We start from the raw sequence: 20,805 nt of genomic DNA, 5'->3' as shown, positions 1-20,805 counted from the left end.
CTCCAAGCTAACCTCTCTATTATGCTGTGCTATTGCCCCTTAATTGCTGCGCGCAAGGGGCTGTTGTGTCGGTTGCTGCCGCAGTTGCACTAAGGGTTCATCGGGGTTGACCAGATCGATGAAGACGATTTGCCGAGGATCCAAGTACTGGGGTAGCTGCCTAAGACTGGCTAAGGCATTGAGTTGTTTTTTGAAGGTGGGGCTATCCCATCGCACTACCCCAAGGTGAACCGGCGCAAGAGGGGTTTGGACAATTAGAGTCTGTTCATTGCGCCAATCTAAACCTGTAAGAGGTAAATCTTGCTGCTGGAGAATTTGGTAAATCTGCTGCCACTGCTGGCGGCGATCGCCATCCACGGCCATTGTCTGCGGACGCGGTGGATCCTTAACGGGGACAAAATACCCCTGCAACTGGAGGGTGGGCATCGGTTTCAGGGCACCAGCCCGATAGCTACTCAGGGGGGCAACAAATCCAAGACCATCCACCAACCACCGACTGGCAGGCCCTTGCAGCCGTCCGGTTTCACTCATTACCCAGCATTGATTACAGGTGGCAACTGCGACAGGTTGGCGTTCTTGGACTTCAACAATCAGGGTTGGCGGAAAGAGTTGGCGGGCAATTGTTACCCGTTGTAAGGGTAGCGTGGTTTCCAAAGTGTGAATGATCTGCCGTGGCCGCAAACGCAGCAGGGACTCAGGGTACTCAAGGGGCAATTGTGCCTGCAACGCTTCCGTTTTCAATAGTTGATTGCCGCGGATCACCACTTGCTCAGAACGGCGGATAATCCAGTCCGGCAATGTCAACCCCCAGACCAACCCCCCCGTTAAGGTCAAAAGGACACTGGTACGCCAAAGCCCTGCCAGTTGCCGCCAGCGGCGTTTATTTTGCAATTGGCGGCGCCGTTCACGAATGGCATCATAGACAGTTGTCCCCTGAGGAATGGGGTTTACCATGGCCCTAACCTCAGTGTTGAGGAGAATTGGAACTTAGAATGCTGCACGGGCTGTCATGACTTGATGGTAAGATACGCGATGTTAATTGTCTGTTCATTATCCCCTTGACTGCCTCTATCTTAAGTAAAGGCTTCGCACCATGCCCCTAAATACGTTTGCTCACCGGTCGAAATCATCCCTACTCTTCGGGGTGTTACTCCTAGGGGTACTCCCGCGGGCAGTGTTTGCTCAGAATCGGCCTGCTAGCCCCAATGTCCAAATTGTCAATCCCACCCCCCCACCCAGTTCTTCAATTTATACCCTTGAGGGGGGCAAGCGCTTGATGGATGAAGCTGCCGCCGCGGTTAATAGCCAAAATTATGCCGTCGCCGCTCGCAAGCTATTGGAAGCCCGTACAGTCATGAACCAACTTTCAAACTTTTACCAGTCCCTCAACTCTAGCTTTTTGGGCATTGATACTGCGGCTGCCGATAGCCACCGTCGCCGTGCTCTAGAAGCAGCGCAACTGCGAGATCAAGCCACTTTTCAACTGGCTTTGGTCTATCGCGCCAATAACCAACCCGAACTGGCAGTGCCCCTTTTAGTGGAAATTATCCGCAGCCAAAACCCCACCCGCGAACTGGGACAAAAGGCCTATCAGCAATTGCTAGAATTAGGCTTTGTGGATGTGCCCTTTCCGCGTACGGGGGTAGTTCCTTCGGGAACGCCTGCGGCGAGTCCACCGCCAGCCACCTCTGCCAATTCCCAACCGCGTCAGTAGTGCTGCATGAATGACTCTCTCCTCGGCAATGGCCATGGATCTCTGTTGCGTCAAGCCACGGTTGATCGCCAGACCAAAGAAACCCAAGTTCACGTGGAACTCACCCTTGATGGCACCGGTCTAGGGGAGAATCACACAGGGATTCCCTTTCTAGATCACATGCTGGATCAGCTTTGCTCCCACGGGTTGGTGGATTTGCGCGTGCAGGCCAGGGGGGATACCCATATTGACGACCACCACACCAATGAGGATGTGGGCATTACCTTGGGGATGGCCTTGGATCAAGCCTTGGGCGATCGCCGAGGGATTCATCGTTTTGGCCACTTTGTTGCCCCCCTCGACGAGAGCCTCGTGGAAGTGGCCCTAGACATTTCGGGACGCCCCCACCTTAGCTATGGATTACAGATTCCTACGCAGCGGGTGGGCACCTATGATACGCAACTGGTGCGGGAGTTTTTTGTTGCTTTGGTGAACCATAGCCGCATGACGCTGCATATCCGCCAATTAGACGGCCTGAACTCCCACCACATTATTGAAGCCACCTTCAAAGCCTTTGCCCGTGCCCTCCGCATGGCGATCGCCATTGATCCCCGTCGCAGTCAGCAGATTCCCAGTTCCAAGGGCGTGATTCAGGCCTAGGTATGGACGTGACCATCGGGCATAATTGCCCCTGTCAGACGTGCGCCCGTCAGCTTCACCAAGAGACGGTTGCCCTGACTCATTTTTGCCCCCCGCAGATCAGCGCCTCGCAAGTCGGCACCACTCAAGTCAGCGCCAATGAGATTGGCCTCCTGTAGGTCAGCATAGCTGAGATCCGCTTGCAGTAAATTGGCACGAAAGAGATTGGCGTGGCGTAAGTTGGCGCGGTGGAGAATCACTCGATGCAAAAAGGCATCACTGAGATCGGCATAACTGAGGTTGGCATGGCTAAGGTTGCGCCCTTCAAAGTCCTTTTCGCTCAGGTTTGCCCCCTGTAAGTTCACCCCCGACATATCTTTGTGGGGAGGCGTTGTGCGTGGTGGCTCTGGGGGCGGTGGGGCAGCGGTCCTTTGGCGTTGATAGCTGCCGTAGGGATGGTTGTAGGGTTGGCCATAGGTGTGCTGTGTGGTTTGCTGCTCACGGCTCCCATGAGAGCTGCGATGGGTGTAGGGATTGGATGGATAGCGCGGCGGCGGTGAGGAATGATAGCTTTGCCGCTGGCTGGCAGCCCACTGGGAGGTTTGGCTGCTGTGTCTAGCAAGATGCCGCCGTAGTTGATCTCGCGCCTCATTAAATTGCTTAATTTTCTCTTGTGCCTTTTCGATTAGCCGTGTGTTGTCCTTGGGGATGCGATCGGGATGCCAAATGAACACCAAGTCCCGATAAGCCCGGTTCACTTCCTCTAGGGTCGCCCCCGGCTCTAACTCCAGTACCCGGTAGCAGGTGTCTAAATCGAGCATTTTCTGACGGCTTATCATGGATATTGACGATCTTAACCACGGAACTGCTCACCTAGGGTTGCGAAAGAATGCGTTAGTATGAACTTATGTAAAGACTTTTCACTTTTCCTAGCGGAGGATGGCGATCGGTGAATAAACAATGGCGAAACGCAGGTTTATACGTTCTTCTGGGAATCGTGGTGCTGGCTCTGGCCACGGCCTTCTTTGATCGCCAACCCACGACCAAGCAAACATGGCCCTACAGTGAATTCATCCAACAGGTCGAAAGTAAGCAAATCACTAAAGTCAGTATCACCCCTGACCGCTCCCAAGCTCAAGCCATAACCCAAGATGGCACGCGGGTTCTTGTCAATCTTCCCAATGATCCTGAACTCCTCGACATTCTTACGACCAACAACGTGGACATCGCCGTCTTGCCCCAAAGCAATGATGGCTTTTGGTTCCGCGCCCTCAGCAGCTTGCTCGTTCCCGTTGGTCTGTTGGTACTGCTCTTTTTCCTCCTGCGGCGTGCCCAAGGGGGGCCTGGCAACCAAGCCATGAATTTCGGTAAGTCCCGGGCACGGGTACAGATGGAACCCCAAACCCAAGTGACCTTTAATGATGTGGCGGGGATTGATCAGGCCAAGCTAGAACTGGGCGAAGTGGTGGAATTCCTCAAGTATGCCGATCGCTTTACTGAAGTGGGAGCCAAAATTCCCAAGGGGGTTCTCCTTGTAGGCCCTCCGGGAACCGGTAAAACCCTCCTTGCGCGCGCGGTGGCCGGTGAGGCCGGTGTGCCCTTCTTCTCAATTTCCGGTTCTGAGTTTGTGGAAATGTTTGTGGGGGTCGGCGCTTCACGGGTGCGGGATCTCTTTGAGCAAGCCAAAGCCAATGCCCCCTGTATTGTTTTCATTGATGAGATTGACGCCGTCGGTCGCCAACGGGGTGCCGGTCTAGGGGGTGGCAACGATGAACGGGAGCAAACCCTCAACCAACTCTTGACGGAAATGGATGGCTTTGAAGGGAATACGGGCATTATTATCATTGCCGCCACAAACCGTCCGGATGTGTTGGATGCAGCCCTGTTGCGTCCGGGTCGCTTTGACCGTCAAGTGGTGGTAGATCGTCCCGATTACAAGGGTCGCCTCGATATTCTCAAAGTCCATGCCCGTGGCAAAACGCTTGCTAAGGACGTGGATCTCGAGAAAATTGCACGCCGTACCCCCGGCTTCACGGGTGCGGATCTCTCGAACCTGCTCAACGAAGCAGCCATTCTTGCGGCTCGACGCAACCTCACCGAAATCTCCATGGATGAGATTAACGATGCCATTGATCGCGTCCTCGCCGGGCCTGAGAAAAAAGACCGTGTCATGAGCGATCGCCGCAAAAAGTTAGTTGCCTACCATGAGGCGGGTCATGCCCTGGTGGGGGCCCTCATGCCCGACTACGATCCCGTCCAAAAAGTGAGCATTATTCCCCGCGGGCGGGCGGGGGGTCTCACTTGGTTTACCCCCAATGAGGATCAGATGGATTCTGGCCTCTATAGCCGTGCCTACCTGCAAAACCAAATGGCCGTAGCCCTTGGCGGTCGCATTGCTGAGGAAATTGTGTTCGGCGAAGATGAGGTGACAACGGGTGCCTCGAACGACCTGCAGCAGGTGGCACGGGTGGCGCGGCAAATGGTCACTCGCTTTGGCATGAGCGATCGCCTAGGGCCTGTGGCTCTGGGACGGCAAACAGGGAATATCTTCCTGGGCCGCGACATTATGGCGGAGCGGGACTTCTCTGAGGAAACGGCTGCCACTATTGATGACGAAGTGCGCAACCTCGTGGAACAGGCCTATCGTCGTGCCAAAGAGGTACTGGTGAACAACCGCCATGTCCTTGACCAAATTGCCCAAGTCCTCATTGAAAAAGAAACGATTGACGCTGAGGAACTCCAAAGCATTTTGGACCGCAACGACGTGAAGATGGCAACCATTCCCTAGGATTGCCCTTTGCGATCGCCCCAAGGTCATGTTAGTGTAGTATTCCTTGGGATTGCGGGCATAGTTTAATGGTAAAACCTTAGCCTTCCAAGCTAAAGTTGTCGGTTCGATTCCGACTGCCCGCTTCAAACCTAGGCCTGTTTAGGTTACCTGCAAAGCTGCCCTGCGGCAGTTGTGTCATACTGGTTAGTCCCTACGGGCAATCCCCCTAGGCAGACTCTAATTTTCAACTTTTCAAGATTGGCGCATTGGTGGATGATTCTCACGGAAAATCTCAATGTCCTCTGGGCAAGCGTCCTCTTTGAAACCCTCTACCGTCTAGGCTTGCGGACAGTCGTTCTCTCGCCGGGATCACGTTCTGGCCCCCTGGCGATCGCGGCTGCTGCCCATCGGCATCTTGAAGCTCTGCCGATTCTTGACGAACGCTCGGCGGCTTTTTTTGCCCTTGGCCTAGTCCAACAGCAGGGACGACCGGTTGCCCTTGTCTGTACTTCAGGCACTGCTGCCGCCAATTTCTACCCCGCAATTCTTGAAGCCAGCCTAAGTCATTTACCGTTAATTGTCCTGACCGCCGATCGCCCCCCCGAATTGCGCTTTTGCCAGGCGGGGCAAGCCATTGATCAGGTGCATCTCTACGGCCGGGCGGTGCGTCACTATCGCGAACTGAGTCTGCCGGAACTCCCCCTGTTGCCCTATCTGCGGCAAACCCTCTGCTATAGTTGGCAAACCGCTCTCTGGCCAGATCCGGGGCCGGTGCATTTGAATATTCCCCTGCGAGACCCCCTTGACCTGCGCTTGGAGGCCAATTTTCAAGGAACGCTGCCAGAGCACTTCTTTGACCACGTGCAACCCTTTGTTTACCCTCGCACCGTTACACCTTTACCTTGGCCAACATGGCAACAAATCCAGCGGGGGGTGATTATTGCAGGACCTAGTCATACCGTGAATCCCGTGGCCGAAGCTGCTGCGATTGATCGCCTGAGTCGGTTTCTCCAGTGGCCGGTGCTTGCCGATGCCCTTTCCTCAGCACGGGGACTGCCCCACAGCATTGCCCACTACGACCTACTACTGCGAGATGCCCTCCTACGGGAACGCCTGCGCCCTGAAGCGGTGATTCAACTGGGGCCATTGCCCACCAGTAAGCCCCTGCGGGAGTGGCTGAGTGCCTGCGATCCCCTGATCTGGTGCCTGGAGCCTACGGGGGATAACAACAATCCCCTCCATGGCCGCTGCCAGACGCTGGCGATCGCTCCCCAAGACGTGGACTGCCCCCCCGACCCCCTGCCCGCCAACCCCTACCTCAAGGACTGGCAAGAGCAGGATGAACGGTTGCGGGAGCAACTAAAGCAGCTTTTTGAGACCATTGACTGGTTTTGCGAAGCCAAATTAATTTACCACCTGCCAGAGTGGCTGCCGACGCAGACGGCAATTTTTGTGGCCAGTAGTATGCCCGTGCGGGATGTCGAGAGTGTTTGGCGTGCCGGTAATCGCCCCCATCGCTTTTACTTTAATCGCGGTGCCAACGGCATTGATGGAACCCTCTCCAGCGCCCTAGGGGTGGCCCATCGCGGTCAACCCACCCTCTTGATCACCGGAGATCTGGCCTGCTTGCACGATACCAATGGCTGGCTGATCACCCCTCAATTTCAAGGGTGTCTCACGGTGCTGCTGATCAATAATCAGGGGGGCGGCATTTTTGAGCATTTGCCCATTCGCCAGTTTGATCCCCCCTTTGAGGCTTTTTTTGCCACCCCCCAGCAGGTGGATTTTCGTTACCTTGCCGCCGCCTACGGCGTTCCCTACCACTGCCTGCAAGACTGGGCGGATATAGAGGCGCAGCTTCGCCAAACCCCTTGGCCCAAGATACGCCTTTTAGAATTTAGGAGCGATCGCCACCGCAATGCCCAATGGCGACAGCAGGTACTTGCTGACCTCAGGGGCTGAGTTTTCATCCTTCAGTGGCTATGGCTGTGGTGGGAAAGCAACCGCTCCTCAAGGGCAGCAATCTGGTTGTAGGCGGCGGTGAGCTGTGCCGTGAGCCGTTGAATTTGAATCTCTGGACTCAGGGGGCGATCGCCGCTGAGCTGGCGTGCCTGAGGGTAGTCATCATCCACTAGAATATCCTTGTGCTCTGGGGTACTCCTCAAAGGGCGATGTCTTGCCAGAGGAGGCTCCTCAGCAGGGGTTGCTGGCAACGGCTTGAGCCGTCCTTCCTCTAGGGCCTTAGAAACCTTTTGGTTAAGTTGTTCAACAATCTGGTACAGGGCATCAATTTTGTTACTTAGAACCAAAATCTGCTTATGTAATAAATCCACGGGTCAAATCCTCTCGCGGTGGAATGCTGTAGTTGTCAACTCAACTGCCTTTGGGAAAGTAGTAGTGTGGAAATCATCAGCCCTCGGCACTCAAGGTATGCCCGAAAAAGTACGCACCCCCCCACCTTAGGCTACCCAGTTTCAAGAGTCTAGGGGGCTGAATTCGGCGTCACCAAGGGGCTGATATTGACTCTGGAAACAGGGATATGACTATAACTCCAGCCTAAAAAAAGTCATTGGTCAACGGCCACTTTTTCAAAAAGACTTAAGCCCGAGTAAATTTTTGTAAAAGCATGAGGCATTCTTGGAGAGAGTGCGTGGAGATTCAACGACTGACTCTAAAAAACTTTAAGATTCATCAGGAGCGTACCTTTGAGTTTCTGCCGGGAGTGAACGTCATCTGCGGTGAGAATGGGGCGGGCAAAACCAGTCTTTTTGAAGCCATTGCTTGGGTACTCTTCGATGCCACCTCTGGGTATGGCAGTGGCTTTAATAGGGCCATTATTCGCAGGGGGGCCAGGCGGGCCGAAGCCACGGTGCAGTTTATCTCGGCAGTGGATGGTCGCTCCTACGTGGTGCGGCGCAATACGCAAACGGGGTACTCCATTTACGATCCCCAAGTGGGAGACTTGGGTCTCTCGTCCCGTGGAGATGTTCAGGCATGGTTGCGGGAGCACCTCGGTATCCGGAGCGCCTTTCCCCTTAGGGATCTCTTTGAGCAGATCATTGGCATTCCCCAAGGAATGATCACGGCGGATTTTCTCAAACCACCCGCCCAGCGGCGCCAACTCTTTGACCCAATTTTACAGGTGAGTGATTATCGCCAAGCCTTTGATAACGCCTTAGCACTTGTCAATTTCTCCCAAGAGCAGGTGGCGTCGCTGAAGCGCCAGTTGGCTCTACAGGAACAGGAATTGGCGACTCGCCCCCAGTATGAACAACAGGCAATGGCTTTGGCGGCGGCGCTAGAGTGCGATCGCCGGCGGTGCGAGGAATTACAACAAGAATGTCAGGCCTTGGCCGCCCAAAAACAGCAATACGAAGCGGCTGTTGAAACGTTGAGCCGCCTTGAGCAAACCTGCGAACGCCTCGAAGCCCAACTCCGTCAGCAGGAGGAACTCTGTCGCGATCGCCAGCATCAGTTGACCGCTGCCCGCGAGAGTCAAGCCCGGTGCCAGCAACTGCAATCCGCCTGGGATCGCTATCGCCAACTGGAGGCGCGCTCCCAAGAACTCGAGCGGCAACTGCGGGGACGAGCTGCCCTAGAACAGGAAATCCACAGCCTTGAGCAGCAGCAACAAAAGCTTGCCACTCAATTAGCCAGTATTGAAAGCCAGCGCCAAGCGATCGCCACCATTGCCGGCCAACTGGCTGCCCTTGAACCCCAGATTACCGCTGCCGAGGCCCTCGATGCCGAAATTGCCCCCCTGGAGGCGCGCTATCAGCAAGCTCAGCAGGCAGATCAGGCCCTGCGCCATCTCAAACAACAAGCGGCAACCCTGCAAGCCCGCCTTGAGGACATTACTCAACAGGTGCAAGCCCTAGAGCAACAGCGTCCTTTGGCCGCCACCTTGAGTGCCAAACAGGCAGAACGAGAGCGCCTCCAAGCCCAACTCAACCACGCCACCGCTGCCCATGCCTTTGCGGCCACCCTTGATCCCATTCTCAACACGGCTCAAAGCCAAGCCACGGCAACCGATGCCCTTGTCACGGCGGCGATGGCCGACCTCAGGGCTGTTCGGCAATTTTCCTTGGTGGCCACCGCCATTGAACGGGGGCTAGGGGCCCTGCAGCAGCTTCAGCAGAATTATCACTGGCTCTTGGAGCAACTGACGGCGCTGCGCCGAACCCTCACCGATCCTGAAGCCATTCCTGCCCTTACTCGCACATTGGAACAGTTAGAAGCCGATATTGCCCTCGCTGCTGCCGCAGAGCGATCGCTCTTGCAAGCCCAAGCCCTAGAGGAGGAACGCAGCCGTTTGGCAGCGGAGCTGAGGCAATTGGGCGATCGCCGGCAACTCCTCGAACCCTTGAGCAAAGAGTTTGTTGATCTAGAACACCGCCTGAACCAATTGCGCAAAGAACGCGCCAGCCTTGGTCAACCCCATGCCCAGCGACAACTATTACTAGAGCAGCAGGCAGCAGCCCCCCAACTGGAGGCGGACTATGAGCGTTTGTGCAACGAACAGGCCACCCTCCAAGCTCGCCTCACCCGCCTCTATGAGGAACGCCAACACTACGCCTCCCTTGAGGAACAGCGACAACAGCTCAGCGATGAACTTGCTCGCCTCCGCGCCAGCTATGATACTTATCTTCAACACCAGCAGCAGGCCGCCCAAGTCGAGAGTTATGAAGCTGCCCTCAGAACAGCCACCCAAGCTGCCAATGAGTTGAAAGCCGCCCTAGCCAAAGCCCAAGCAGAGTACAAAGCCCAAGAGCAAGGCGTTGACTTGGCTGCTCTGGAAGCCGTTCGCGATCGCTACGAGAACTTACACCGCCAGTACCAACGGCTTTTAGGTGCCCTTCCCGAAAAGGAAAAGCAGTATCAAAACTGCCTAGGAACCCTCAAGTATCTTGACGAAGTTGCTGCCCAAAAGGAAGAGACCCTAAAGCAGCTTGTGGCTGCCCAAAAGCACCACTACCTAATTGAGACGGCTCGCAACATTTTCCACAAAAGTGGCCCTCGCGTCAGTGAAGCCTATCTGCACACGGTTTCCGCTGAAGCCGATCGCCTATTGCGCGAACTCCTTAACCGTCCTGATGTGGCGCTTCAATGGACATCGGACTATGAGATTCAGATGAATGAAGGGGGCTGCTGGCGACCCTTCAAAAGCCTCTCTGGCGGTGAGCAAATGTGCGCTGCCCTTGCGGTGCGCCTTGCCCTGTTGCGGGTACTTGTCAACACCGACATTGCTTTTTTTGATGAGCCTACCACCAATCTGGATCAGCTGCGCCGCCAGCAACTGGCCGAGAGCCTCAGCAACCTCAAGAGTTTTCATCAGCTTTTTGTCATCAGTCACGATGAAACCTTTGAAGCCCTCACGGAGCACACGATCCATTTGGAGCGATCGCTCCCCTAGGCGTAGGCGGTCTGAAGTGCCCACCAAATCAGAGCTGCAATAAAGCCCAGAATCAAAACGGCAGAAATCGCGATCATCGCTGGGCTGTCGGCATCATCAAACTTCATAATGCCGCGATTAAAGTCCGTGGCCATAGGAATAAGCTCCAAGCACCATTGAATCCACAGTAACCAAATTAATTTTAGGCCGCTTTCCTAGCCCTGGGGTTAAGGATAACGACTTGTTACGATTTGTGGCGCTTCCTAAAAACTCTCTTAAATGTGATCAATATCACAGCAACCCTAGGTAAAACAGGCAAAGGTAGAAGTAAGCACACAGCCTAGACCACTTGTGGAAGTGTCATGTTTTGTAACGCTCCTGTTTTAACCAAGGAGGAAGGCGAGAGGTATTCAGATTTGCAAGGGGGATGATTTCTTGAGGGCTGTTGAAACACGGGGGATACATCGCATGAATAGCCTGCAACAGGAACGTCACGTCTTAATTTTGAATACCGCTAAGGGACGGCGGGCGATCGCCCTTGAGGCAGCGGCCTACTCCATTGGACGTGATGAGAGTAATGCCATTGTGATTGATTTTGAAACCGTTTCCCGCCAGCACGCTATTCTCCTGCGGGTACCTATCCCCGGTACCACCGGCTATCGCTATCGCCTTGTGGATGGCAATGCCGATGGCAAACCCAGCACCAACGGCACTTTTGTCAATGGCAAGCGCATCAGTAGCCATGAATTACAACACGGCGATGTCATTCTCTTTGGGCGTAAAGCCAAGGCCTCCTATCTCCTGCTCTCCATGGCGGATACCGAGTTTAGCCAATATCTGCAATCAATTGCTTTTCAAAGCATTAAATCTGATCTGCGGGGAGCCAAGGAAACCCTTGTGGGCATGGAACTCAGTGGCGAACTGCGGCGAACCCCTAACCGTGAATTGGTGGCAGCCGTAGCTACCCAGTTGCACCCTGAATCCGAACCGGCAAAAGACACCCTGGCCAGTGAGAGCGACAACGAACCCAAAGGAAACAACAAAGAAACCGTCCATGAAAAAGAGAACCAAGGATCAAAAACCAGCCTCTTGGGTCTAGGGGCGATCGCCCTTGTGGTTGTTGCCATCATTGTTGGAGCAGTCTGGCGATCGGGGGTTTCCCCCAGTCAACCGCAGGGTGCACCACCTGCTCCTGAAACCCGCAATTAGCTCAAGTCAGAAGCTTCATCATTCTAATAAATCATTTCAAAGTATAAACACTGCTGTGTAACACTCACTTGCCCGATTCCCTTTGCTAAAATGCAACTTATTAAGATATGCCTTTTACAACAGCTTGCGCGGTTGCGATCGCTCTAAAGTTATGCGTTAAGCAGACAGAGAGGCACTTCAAAGGTAACTTTTAGGAGAAATTAAATGACAAAGCGGGATCATAACAAAGTTTACAGTGTTACCCTTGTCAATGAAGCCAGAGGTCTAAACAAAACCATCCGGGTTCACGCTGACGAGTACATTCTCGATGCTGCTGAAGCCCAGGGGATTGCTCTGCCCTACTCCTGCCGTGCGGGTGCCTGCGTCAGCTGTGCCGGTCGCATGATCAAGGGCACGGTGGATCAGTCAGATCACTCCTTTTTGAAGCCAAAAGAGCTAGATGCAGGGTTTGTGCTATTGTGTGCAGCCTATCCCACATCTGATTGTGTGATCTCGACCCACGAAGAAGATAATTTATTGAATTTGACTTAATTACAATTTATTTAATTTTTTGACTTGACTAGGGGGTGGCAGGAATTTGCAGTTGCCTTGCCCCTTGGATGCTTGAAATAGAAAGCTACTCAACGGTCACCGATTTGGCGAGGTTGCGGGGCTGATCCACATCTAAGCCACGGCGGGCAGCAATGTGATAGGCCAACAGTTGCAGGGGCATCACCGTCAGGATGGGGGAAAGAAGCTCATCCACTTCAGGCACGGGTAAAAGGTTATCGAACGTGTGCTGCGCTTCAGCTTCATCAAGGGGGGTGACCCCAATGAGGCGGGCATCGCGGGCACGGGCTTCTTGGGCATTGGAGAGGACTTTCTCAAAGACGCTGCCCGGCATGGCGATGGTTACCACCGGCACTTTAGCATCCAGGAGAGCGATCGGGCCATGTTTCATTTCCCCCGCCGGATACCCCTCAGCGTGGATATAGCTAATTTCCTTGAGTTTGAGCGCCCCTTCAAGGGCAATGGGAAAGTTAATCCCGCGTCCTAAAAAGATAAAGTCTTGGGTTTCAGCAAAGTCGTGGGAAAGGGCTTCAATGTAGCGTTCTTGGCTTTCTAGAATTTGCTCCATCTGAGCCGGCAATTGGCGCAAGCCGGTAACCAGTTCCGCAAGCCGGGGGCGATCGCAGGACTGGCGTTGCCACGCCAACTCTAGGGTCAGCAAGTAAAAGGCCATCAGTTGGGCAACAAAGGTTTTTGTGGCGGCCACGCCGATTTCAATCCCCGCACGGGTATCAATAAGGTGGGGGACCAGATGCCCTAAACTGCTTTCCGGGCGATTGGTAATCCCCAGCAAACGAGGTGCGAAAGCGCCCTCAAGTCCTTGGCGGCGTTTTAGTTCCATCTCTAGGGCCGCCAGGGTGTCTGCGGTTTCCCCGGACTGCGTGACACCAATGGTCAGGGTATTGGGGAGCAGGGGCGGCGGTGCATAGCGAAACTCTGAGGCATATTGGACACTGGTGGGAAGTTGGGCCACCTGCTCGAGCAGATATTTGCCCACGAGACCGGCGTGCCAACTGGTGCCACAGGCAACGACTTGAATGTACTGAAGATTCTCCAAGAGGCCGGGGTCTAGGTTCAACTGCACCGGGCTAAAGGGACTGTCCACCTCCCAATCGGTGCGTAAATAGTCCTCTAGGCAGGTGCGCACCACCCCCGGTTGCTCATAGATTTCCTTGAGCATGTAGTGCTTAAAGCCCTGCTTTTCCACCATGACGGGGTTCCAGTTGAGGGTGCGGGGGGTTTTGCGCAGGCGATGTCCCTCAAAGTCATACACTTCCACCCCTGTGGGCGTCAGCCGGGCCAGTTCCCCATTTTCTAGGGGCAAAACAGCACGGGTGTAGGGAATCAAGGCTGGGGTATCCGAGGCGCAGAAGAATTCCCCTTGGCCAAAGCCAATTACAAGGGGGGCTTGTTGCCGTACCACGATCAATTCATCGGGATAATCCGCACAGATAACGGCGATGGCGAAGGCGCCTTTCAATTGATGGATGGCTTGACGCACCGCTTCTAGGAGGCCATTGGGGGTGGGGGTCTCAGGCAACGCTTCGGCAATGAGGTGGGGGATGACTTCTGTATCGGTCTCCGAGCGGAAAGTGTGTCCGCGCGCTTGGAGTTGCTGCCGCAGTTCGCGGTAGTTCTCGATGATGCCGTTTTGCACCACGGCTAGGCGATCGCGACTGTCGCGATGGGGATGGGCATTGTGTTCCTCTGGTTTACCGTGGGTTGCCCAACGGGTGTGGCCAATGCCAACATGGGCAACAATGTCAAGTTGTTCGACTTTTTCAGCCAAGTTTTGGAGTTTCCCCTTGGCGCGGACACAGAGAAGTTCACCCTCATTCAGTGTGGCAATCCCTGCGGAATCATAGCCGCGATATTCCAGTTTTTGCAGCCCCTGCAGCAGGACTTGTGCCGCTCGCTGTGGGCCAATATAACCAACAATGCCACACATAACAGTTATGAACCTCTCATCTGAGATAAAGGGAGTGCACTAACGACGGCTGGCAAACTGCGGCAGTTCCACTTGTAACCGTTTCAGGGGAACTCGTGAGCGGGAGGCAAAGCGTTCTTTGGTGAATTCGGCTTGCCAAGGCTGAATGCCGATGGGCTGAATCGAACGCGGATGGGAAACTGCTGGCATGGTGATCGCGTCTGAGGATTGCGGGGGGGTTCGGGAGGGGGCTGGAACCTGACGAATTATCCTATGCCACGATTGCTCAATTTGGCGGCGAGAATTGGCGATCGCTTGCCATTGCCGATCATCCATGTTCCACTCTAACTTGTGCCACTCACTCATCACCCAACACCCACACCTTAATAAAAGATTAATTCATTGGATTTTTATGAACTAGATTATCGGATTTTTAACAAAAGGCAAGCTTTGGGCAAAAATCGTCACAGGAGTCCAAAGAGACAGCCTGCAACTCCCATCACCTGCTGTGTTCAGCAATTACGCCTATCTAGCCCCGTCCATGCGGTTTCAGTGCAACTCTAGACACTTTACAAACTGGCACGTGTGTTCTTGGGACTGGAATTAACTTATTTCTGTATCTTTCACAGGCGACTGCTGTAGTGCCACAATACGCTAAACGGCCTATCACTGGAGATGCACGGCGATGAACCTACGGGAACTCCTGAGGGCGGCAGCGATTACGGCCAACTTTGAGCATCCTGCCCTCGATCAAGAGGTGAAGTCCCTGAGGACGAATTCTTGGGAGTGTCAGCACGGCTCGTTGTTTATTGGCCTGCCCGGCACGCGCGTGGATGGGGGCAATTTTTGGCCGAGTGCCTTGGCAGCAGGGGCGATCGCTGCGGTGGTGTCTCCTCAAGCTAAACCCCGTGAGGGAGAGGCCTGTGTGATTGTAGTGCCCGATATTGAACGCGCCTGTGGTCGCCTCGCCGCGGCATTTTATGGCTATCCCAGCCAACAGCTCCGTCTTTTGGGGGTCACGGGCACCAACGGCAAAACCACAACAACCCATTTGGTGGAACACCTGCTCAACCGTGCCGGCCATCCAACGGCACTCTTGGGGACACTCTACAGTCGCTGGCCGGGACACTGTGAGATTGCCAGTCACACCACGCCCTTTGCGGTGACCCTTCAGGAACAATTGGCGGCGGCGGTGGCGGCGGGCTGTCGGTTTGGGGTGATGGAGGTGAGTTCCCACGCCTTAGCGCAGGATCGGGTGTGGGGCTGTCAGTTTGAGGTGGCGGCTTTTACCAATTTGACCCAAGACCATTTGGACTATCACCGCGATCTAGAGGACTATTTTGCGGCTAAGGCTAAGCTGTTTTCGCCGGACTACCTCAAGGGTAGAGCCATTCTCAATGCCGATGATCCCTTTGGGCGGCGCCTAGCACAGCAGTTGCCACCGCAGGGCTACTGGACCTATGGCCTAAGGGCGGAGGCTGATTTTCGGGCTGAGAATCTCAACTATCGTGCCAATGGTGTGACGGGAACTATTCACACGCCTATTGGTAGCGGCACCCTAGATGCGCCGTTGGTGGGACAGTTTAATGTGGCCAATGCCCTAGGGGCGATCGCCATGGGGGCAGCGGTGGGACTCCCCTTGGAGGCAATGCTGGCGGCCATTTGCGAATTTCCGGGCGTGCCGGGGCGGATGGAGCAGGTGCGCCTGAGTCCAGACCAAGATATAACGGTGCTGGTGGATTATGCCCATACGCCCGATAGCCTTGAGAACCTATTGCAGGCTGCCCGTCCTTTCATTCCCGGCAAGCTGATCTGTGTCTTTGGCTGTGGGGGCGATCGCGACCGTACCAAGCGCCCGCAAATGGGTGCCATTGCTGCCCGGCTTGCGGATCAAATAGTGGTCACCTCCGATAACCCGCGCACTGAAGATCCCCGCCGTATTCTGGAGGACATCCTTGCCGGTATCCCGGCGCAAACACCAATGATTGTTGAGGTTGATCGTCGCCAAGCAATTCGGCAGGCGATTCTAACTGCAGCTCCCGGCGATGGCGTGATCATTGCCGGTAAGGGACATGAGGACTACCAAATTCTTGGAACTGAAAAAGTCCACTTTGATGATCGCGAAGAAGCCCGTACTGCCCTTGAACAGCGACGCAAACAACAACCGGATCAAGGTTGACGTGCCACAATAGGGGATTGTTGTTCCACAGTGAGCAGATTGTGATTGAGGCAGAGGTTCACCGCCAATTACGGGCATTTTTACGCAGCAGTGGCGATCGCCGGTGGCCTCATCATCTCACGTTGGCGCGGTTGGTTGCCCGCGCCCTGCGGCTGCGGCGGGGGTGCTTACTGCAGGTTAGCCAGCGAGCGGTGTTGCAGCATCGCTATGGCCTGAGTTATCTGCTGCCACTGCTGTTATATCCTGAGCCTGCCCTGCTAGTGGTGCCCCAAGAGCGACTCACCCGGCTGCTGCATCAAGAAATTCCTGAACTGCTGACGTTTCTTGCGGTTACAAAACCCATTCAGCACAGTCACTGTCTGCAGCCAGCCTTTGAGGGGGTACTCGTGATGAGTCTCGAGGACTGGTGTCGCCAAGCCACTGCCCATCCCAATATCGTCACAGTCATTGATGGCATTGAAGCATTGCCCCAAATTATCCAGCAGCAAACGACCTGCACGATTACCACCAGCGATTGGGAGCATTTGAAACTGGCCATTCCCGGTGCTCGCGACGCCATTCGCCAAGTCTATGCTCAGCTGGCACAGCACCTCTTTCAGCGACCCCACAACCCCTACGGCGACTACCTACTCACCCCTTCGGAGCAGCAACCCCTCCTTGAGCTGCTTAATCAATGGCCGCAGGCGCTGCCTTCCCAATGGGTGCAACTGCGTGACTACCTCAACCGCAATGATACGGTGATTTGGGGACGCCGCCATCCCACGGTGGGCTACTTCAGTCTCCAAGGCCACCCTCTCAATTTCCGCTCCTATTTTCAGGGGCTTTGGTCGCAGGCACCCTTTGTTCTCATTGGGAGCGGACCAGATACGGACTCCCCCTTGGCCTATGTGCAGCAGGAACTGGGGCTGCCGCCCCAAACGACGGTTAAATTTGCCAGCGATCGCCACAGCGAAGCCATTACGCTCTTAATTGCGGAAGACTTGCCCCTGCCCAATACTCCAGAATTTGCCTCGGCCGTCCTGCGGCGCCTCTACGATCTCATTGGCACAATTGGCCATCAACGGGCAGTGATCCTCGCCGCTGATGTTCCCCTGCGGGAGCAGTTGGCCGCGCAATTGGCCGCCCTCTACGGTTCGCGGGTACAGGTGGAGACGCCAACCCTTGACAGGAACACGATTTTAGTAACGGGGGAGACCTTTTGGCTGCGCTATGGAGCGCAGTTACCCTGCCCGGCGCTGTTGGTCTTAACCACCCTCCCCTTGCCCTCGCCGGAGAAAGCGGTGGTGAGTGCCCGCATTGAATGGCACAAGCAACAAAAACAGGACTGGTTTCGCCAGTATCTCTTGCCGGAGTGCTTAACGGTACTGGATCGGGTCCTTGCCCCTGTGCGTCAGGATGAAACGCTGGTGGCCATTTTAGATCGGCGGCTCACGGCACGCAGCTATGGTCGGGAAATTCTCCAAAGTCTCAGTCCCTACAACCGCGTTAGCGATCGCGCCCCATCCCCGCATTGAGTTTGCCACTGCGAAAGCCCTCCAGATCCAGCGTGACATAGGTAAAGCCCAGGGACTGAAAGTGGCTCACCAGCTTCTCCAAGTTAGTCATCGTTACAAAGTCAACAATCTGCGCCTGGGGTACCTCAATGCGAGCGGTATCGCCATGACTGCGGACGCGGCAGAGTTCCCAGCCCTGCTGGCGCAAGTAGTATTCGGCATTGCCCACCCGTTGCAGCTTGGCAAGGGTAATTTCTTCACCGTAGGGAAAGCGTGAACTCAGACAGGGCTGGGCGGGCTTATTCCACCACGGCAAGCCCAAGGATTTGGCAATTTGGCGCACCTCTAGCTTAGTAATGCCCACCTCGGCAAGGGGCGATCGCACCCCCCGTTCTTTGGCCGCTGCAATGCCGGGGCGATAGTCTTGGAGGTCATCGGCATTCACGCCATCGAGAATGTACTCATAGCCCCACGCCTGGGCCAATTCCCGCAGGCGGTCGTGGAGTTCGCTTTTGCAAAAATAGCAACGGTTCACAGGGTTGGTGGCGTAGTTGGGGTTCTCCAGTTCATGGGTTTCAATGAGTTCATGGCGAATGCCAATGGCCGCCGCCTGAATGCGCGCCTCCTCCAGATCCGCTGGAAAGAGGGAAGGGGAAACCGCCGTGACAGCCACGGCGCGATCGCCCAGGACATCCTGAGCAACTTTGGCCACGAGCGTACTATCAATACCGCCAGAGTAAGCAATCAAGGCTTGATCGAGTTCGCCAATGAGATCGCGCAAGGCCGCGAGCTTCTCTACACCCATTGCTGACCCATGTTCGAGAATTCTGCTTCTAACAGTTTAACCGAGGCTTGGGGGAGGATTGCCTACCTAGGGGGCTACGGGTAAAGTGTGCTCCCCCCTGCTCTAAAATAAAATCACCAACTCACCACCGCTGATAATTTGGGAGAACCTATGGAAATTTTGAATCGTATTGTTGAGTTTCTGGGCAATATTAACTTTGAAGTGATTGCCCAACTAACCATGATTACGATGATTGGCATTGCAGGACCGATGATTATTTTCCTGTTGGCAGTGCGTCGCGGCAATTTGTAAGTCGTTGTCTTTTTAAGAATTTTTAAGAACTAGGAGGTCCCCACCGTTGGGCAAGTCGTGCCAAATCCTTGGCCTGCAGCTGATACCAACGGTGCAATCGTGCCAGTTCCTCGGTGATGCTCAAGGTGGGGGCAAAGTCCTCACAGCAATAGCCCAAGTGGCGCAGGATTGCCACCAGCGTACAAGGGGCAATCCAATAGGTTTGACTCAGGGCTAAAAGATTGATCTGGGGGGTTTCCCTGAGATGATTTTGAACGGCGAGGAGAAGGGAGGTCAGGGGGGCGATCGCCGGTTGTTGCTCTCCCACATAAACCACTTCGGGCTGAGCCACGGCCAATAGCCAGCGCAAATGGGTGACGGAAGGAGGCAGCGACCAGAGGATGAGGGTGCGACAGCGATCGCGGGGGCGATCGTAATGAATTGTTGCCCTGGTCAAATGAGGGGGGATGTCAGGGCGACCATAGCCGTAGAGCAAGACATTGTCCTGCAACTGCGGTAGGAGCGTTGTCAACGGCGGCAGGGGGTGCCACTGGGGAATTGGGGGACTCGGTGGATCGGGAAGGTGCCACGCCAGTGAAGGTTTGACTCCCTTGAGTTCCAGTTCCAACTGGATTTCACCGTTCCACCTGTGAGCCGTGAGGTGATAGGCAATATCCACACAAGGGGGCAACGGGAAAAATTGTCCCCAGCCCCAAGCCTTAGCCAGCATTCGCTGACCCTTCTGCTCCAGCGTCAGTTTTAGGTGTTCCCCCTGCTGACCCATGGGCGCTTGTTCGAGAATCTTGACCCCGCGACTACAGAAAATGGGCTGGGGATTCTCACTGCCAAAGGGTTGCAGTTGCTCCACTTGAGTATAAAAGTCCCAGTTCAGTTGCTCAAAGGAAACTTCCGCATCCAGGGTTACCAGGGGACGCAGATCCTCTGGTTTGAGACAGGTGCGGGCAAACTCCCGCAGGCGATCGCGCCAAGGCGCCAAATGCTCTGCCCGTAGGCTAAACCCGCCGGCGGCTTGATGCCCACCGTATTTCAACAACAGATCTCTAGTGGTTTCGAGGGCTTGAAACACATGAAACTCTGGAATCCCGCGCGCGGAACCGCGAATGGTGGTCTCGTCCTCATAGGTGCCAATAAACACCGGCACGCCGTAGCGCTCCACCAGGCGGGAGGCAACAATCCCAATCACGCCGTGGTGCCAGTGGGGCCGGACAATGACTAAAACCCATTCCTGCTGGGGATCAAAGCCTGTGGCTTCCAAGTGGGCGATCGCCTGGGCTTCAATCTCTGCACACAGCTCCTGACGGCGGCGGTTCGTTGCCTCACAAATGGCAGCCAGTTCCTGGGCACGGCCGGCATCCTCTGTGGTCAGCAACTCAATGACCACCTGCGGATCGCCAATGCGACCCACGGCATTGATACGCGGTCCTAGACGAAAACCCACGGCTTCCGGTTTGAGGGAGGTGTTTTCTGTGGGCAAACACCCCGCCACTTGCATCAGGGCTTGAATACCCACAAGGGGCGAGGTGGGAATGGTTTGTAACCCCTGCTTCACCCAGCGGCGGTTCACGCCGGTCAAAGGCGCGAGATCCGCAATCGTCCCCAGGGTGCACAACTCCCGCAACGGACGCACCAGTTCCCGCCACTTCCCTAAACGCTGCGCTAAGGACAATGCCAGAATATAGGCCATCCCGACGCCGGCAAGGCTATGGTAGGGAGAAGTTGCAGCCACTAATTTAGGATTGAGAATGGCATGGGCAGGGGGGAGTTGCGGCGGCACCTCGTGGTGGTCGGTGACAATTACTGTCAGTCCCAGTTCCCGTGCCTTCAGAATGGGTTCGAGGGCAGCAATGCCATTGTCCAC

At 55.1% G+C, this 20,805-nt stretch carries 18 protein-coding genes and 1 tRNA gene; 11 read left to right on the top strand and 8 right to left on the bottom strand.

The annotated features are described in order from the left end of the window. Window positions 1-39: 39 nt before the first annotated feature. Window positions 40-954 carry an FtsQ-type POTRA domain-containing protein gene (locus Q0711_RS09640; protein ID WP_298615052.1) on the bottom strand — a complete coding sequence of 305 codons (915 nt, stop codon included), beginning with the start codon at window positions 952-954 and terminating at the stop codon, window positions 40-42. 139 nt (window positions 955-1,093) lie between these two features. Here Q0711_RS09640 and Q0711_RS09635 point away from each other — a divergent pair, with 139 nt between their 5' ends. Further along, a complete protein-coding gene (locus Q0711_RS09635) occupies window positions 1,094-1,714 on the top strand; it encodes a hypothetical protein (protein ID WP_298615049.1) in 621 nt (206 codons plus the stop codon). Between the two features lie 6 nt (window positions 1,715-1,720). Next, window positions 1,721-2,353 carry an imidazoleglycerol-phosphate dehydratase HisB gene (gene hisB, locus Q0711_RS09630; RefSeq protein ID WP_298615047.1) on the top strand — a complete coding sequence of 211 codons (633 nt, stop codon included), beginning with the start codon at window positions 1,721-1,723 and terminating at the stop codon, window positions 2,351-2,353. On the opposite strand, the gene Q0711_RS09625 is transcribed toward hisB, so the two are convergent. After that, on the bottom strand, window positions 2,350-3,171 hold the full coding sequence (locus Q0711_RS09625; protein ID WP_298617971.1) for a pentapeptide repeat-containing protein: 822 nt from the start codon (window positions 3,169-3,171) through the stop codon (window positions 2,350-2,352). The two genes, hisB and Q0711_RS09625, sit on opposite strands and share 4 nt — an antisense overlap. A gap of 110 nt (window positions 3,172-3,281) precedes the next feature. On the opposite strand from Q0711_RS09625, the gene ftsH3 reads away from it, so the two are divergent. The 3 genes from ftsH3 (at window position 3,282) to menD (ending at window position 7,064) form a co-directional block, all read left to right on the top strand. After that, window positions 3,282-5,120, top strand: coding sequence for an ATP-dependent zinc metalloprotease FtsH3 (gene ftsH3, locus Q0711_RS09620; RefSeq protein ID WP_299042408.1), 1,839 nt, complete (start codon window positions 3,282-3,284; stop codon window positions 5,118-5,120). Window positions 5,121-5,174: 54 nt separating this feature from the next. Then, a tRNA-Gly gene (locus Q0711_RS09615) sits at window positions 5,175-5,245 on the top strand. A 130-nt stretch (window positions 5,246-5,375) separates the two neighbouring features. Then, window positions 5,376-7,064 carry a 2-succinyl-5-enolpyruvyl-6-hydroxy-3-cyclohexene-1-carboxylic-acid synthase gene (gene menD / locus Q0711_RS09610; protein WP_298615040.1) on the top strand — a complete coding sequence of 563 codons (1,689 nt, stop codon included), beginning with the start codon at window positions 5,376-5,378 and terminating at the stop codon, window positions 7,062-7,064. Window positions 7,065-7,075: 11 nt separating this feature from the next. Here menD and Q0711_RS09605 read toward each other — a convergent pair whose 3' ends face one another. Beyond that, window positions 7,076-7,435: a hypothetical protein gene (locus tag Q0711_RS09605; protein WP_298615038.1), complete on the bottom strand. Its 360-nt coding sequence runs from the start codon at window positions 7,433-7,435 to the stop codon at window positions 7,076-7,078. A gap of 317 nt (window positions 7,436-7,752) precedes the next feature. On the opposite strand from Q0711_RS09605, the gene Q0711_RS09600 reads away from it, so the two are divergent. Further along, a complete protein-coding gene (locus Q0711_RS09600; protein WP_299042405.1) occupies window positions 7,753-10,515 on the top strand; it encodes an SMC family ATPase in 2,763 nt (920 codons plus the stop codon). Here the strand turns inward: Q0711_RS09600 and Q0711_RS09595 are convergent. After that, entirely contained in the window at window positions 10,512-10,649 is a 138-nt protein-coding gene (locus Q0711_RS09595) for a hypothetical protein (RefSeq protein WP_298615033.1), read from the bottom strand. The two genes, Q0711_RS09600 and Q0711_RS09595, sit on opposite strands and share 4 nt — an antisense overlap. A gap of 313 nt (window positions 10,650-10,962) precedes the next feature. Between Q0711_RS09595 and Q0711_RS09590 the strand changes: the two genes are divergently transcribed. Then, window positions 10,963-11,703: an FHA domain-containing protein gene (locus Q0711_RS09590; protein WP_298615031.1), complete on the top strand. Its 741-nt coding sequence runs from the start codon at window positions 10,963-10,965 to the stop codon at window positions 11,701-11,703. Window positions 11,704-11,907: 204 nt separating this feature from the next. Continuing rightward, window positions 11,908-12,234, top strand: a complete 327-nt coding sequence (locus Q0711_RS09585; RefSeq protein ID WP_298615029.1) for a 2Fe-2S iron-sulfur cluster-binding protein — start codon at window positions 11,908-11,910, stop codon at window positions 12,232-12,234. Window positions 12,235-12,319: 85 nt separating this feature from the next. On the opposite strand, the gene glmS is transcribed toward Q0711_RS09585, so the two are convergent. Both glmS and Q0711_RS09575 read right to left on the bottom strand, forming a co-directional pair. Then, entirely contained in the window at window positions 12,320-14,200 is a 1,881-nt protein-coding gene (glmS, locus tag Q0711_RS09580; protein WP_298615027.1) for a glutamine--fructose-6-phosphate transaminase (isomerizing), read from the bottom strand. 39 nt (window positions 14,201-14,239) lie between these two features. Then, window positions 14,240-14,515 carry a hypothetical protein gene (locus Q0711_RS09575; protein ID WP_298617495.1) on the bottom strand — a complete coding sequence of 92 codons (276 nt, stop codon included), beginning with the start codon at window positions 14,513-14,515 and terminating at the stop codon, window positions 14,240-14,242. 349 nt (window positions 14,516-14,864) lie between these two features. Here Q0711_RS09575 and Q0711_RS09570 point away from each other — a divergent pair, with 349 nt between their 5' ends. Together Q0711_RS09570 and Q0711_RS09565 are read left to right on the top strand one after the other, a co-directional pair. Further along, window positions 14,865-16,358: a UDP-N-acetylmuramoyl-L-alanyl-D-glutamate--2,6-diaminopimelate ligase gene (locus Q0711_RS09570; RefSeq protein ID WP_298615022.1), complete on the top strand. Its 1,494-nt coding sequence runs from the start codon at window positions 14,865-14,867 to the stop codon at window positions 16,356-16,358. Between the two features lie 41 nt (window positions 16,359-16,399). Further along, entirely contained in the window at window positions 16,400-17,872 is a 1,473-nt protein-coding gene (locus Q0711_RS09565) for a helicase C-terminal domain-containing protein (protein ID WP_298617497.1), read from the top strand. Here Q0711_RS09565 and larE read toward each other — a convergent pair. After that, the gene (gene larE / locus Q0711_RS09560) at window positions 17,844-18,656 is read right to left on the bottom strand and encodes an ATP-dependent sacrificial sulfur transferase LarE (RefSeq protein WP_298615016.1); all 813 of its coding nucleotides are present in this window, start codon (window positions 18,654-18,656) and stop codon (window positions 17,844-17,846) included. The genes Q0711_RS09565 and larE overlap by 29 nt on opposite strands. A 159-nt stretch (window positions 18,657-18,815) precedes the next feature. Between larE and Q0711_RS09555 the strand changes: the two genes are divergently transcribed. After that, complete coding sequence (locus tag Q0711_RS09555) at window positions 18,816-18,947, top strand: photosystem II reaction center protein Ycf12 (protein WP_298615073.1); 132 nt, start codon at window positions 18,816-18,818, stop codon at window positions 18,945-18,947. A gap of 22 nt (window positions 18,948-18,969) precedes the next feature. Here the strand turns inward: Q0711_RS09555 and Q0711_RS09550 are convergent. Next, window positions 18,970-20,805: DHHA1 domain-containing protein (locus Q0711_RS09550; RefSeq protein WP_299042400.1), on the bottom strand; the 1,836-nt coding region annotated here is incomplete at its 5' end.

This window comes from uncultured Thermosynechococcus sp. (assembly GCF_937958135.1).
Lineage (GTDB): Bacteria > Cyanobacteriota > Cyanobacteriia > Thermosynechococcales > Thermosynechococcaceae > Thermosynechococcus.
Note: the sequence above shows the minus strand (reverse complement) of the source record. Positions and strands in the feature narration are given on the sequence as shown.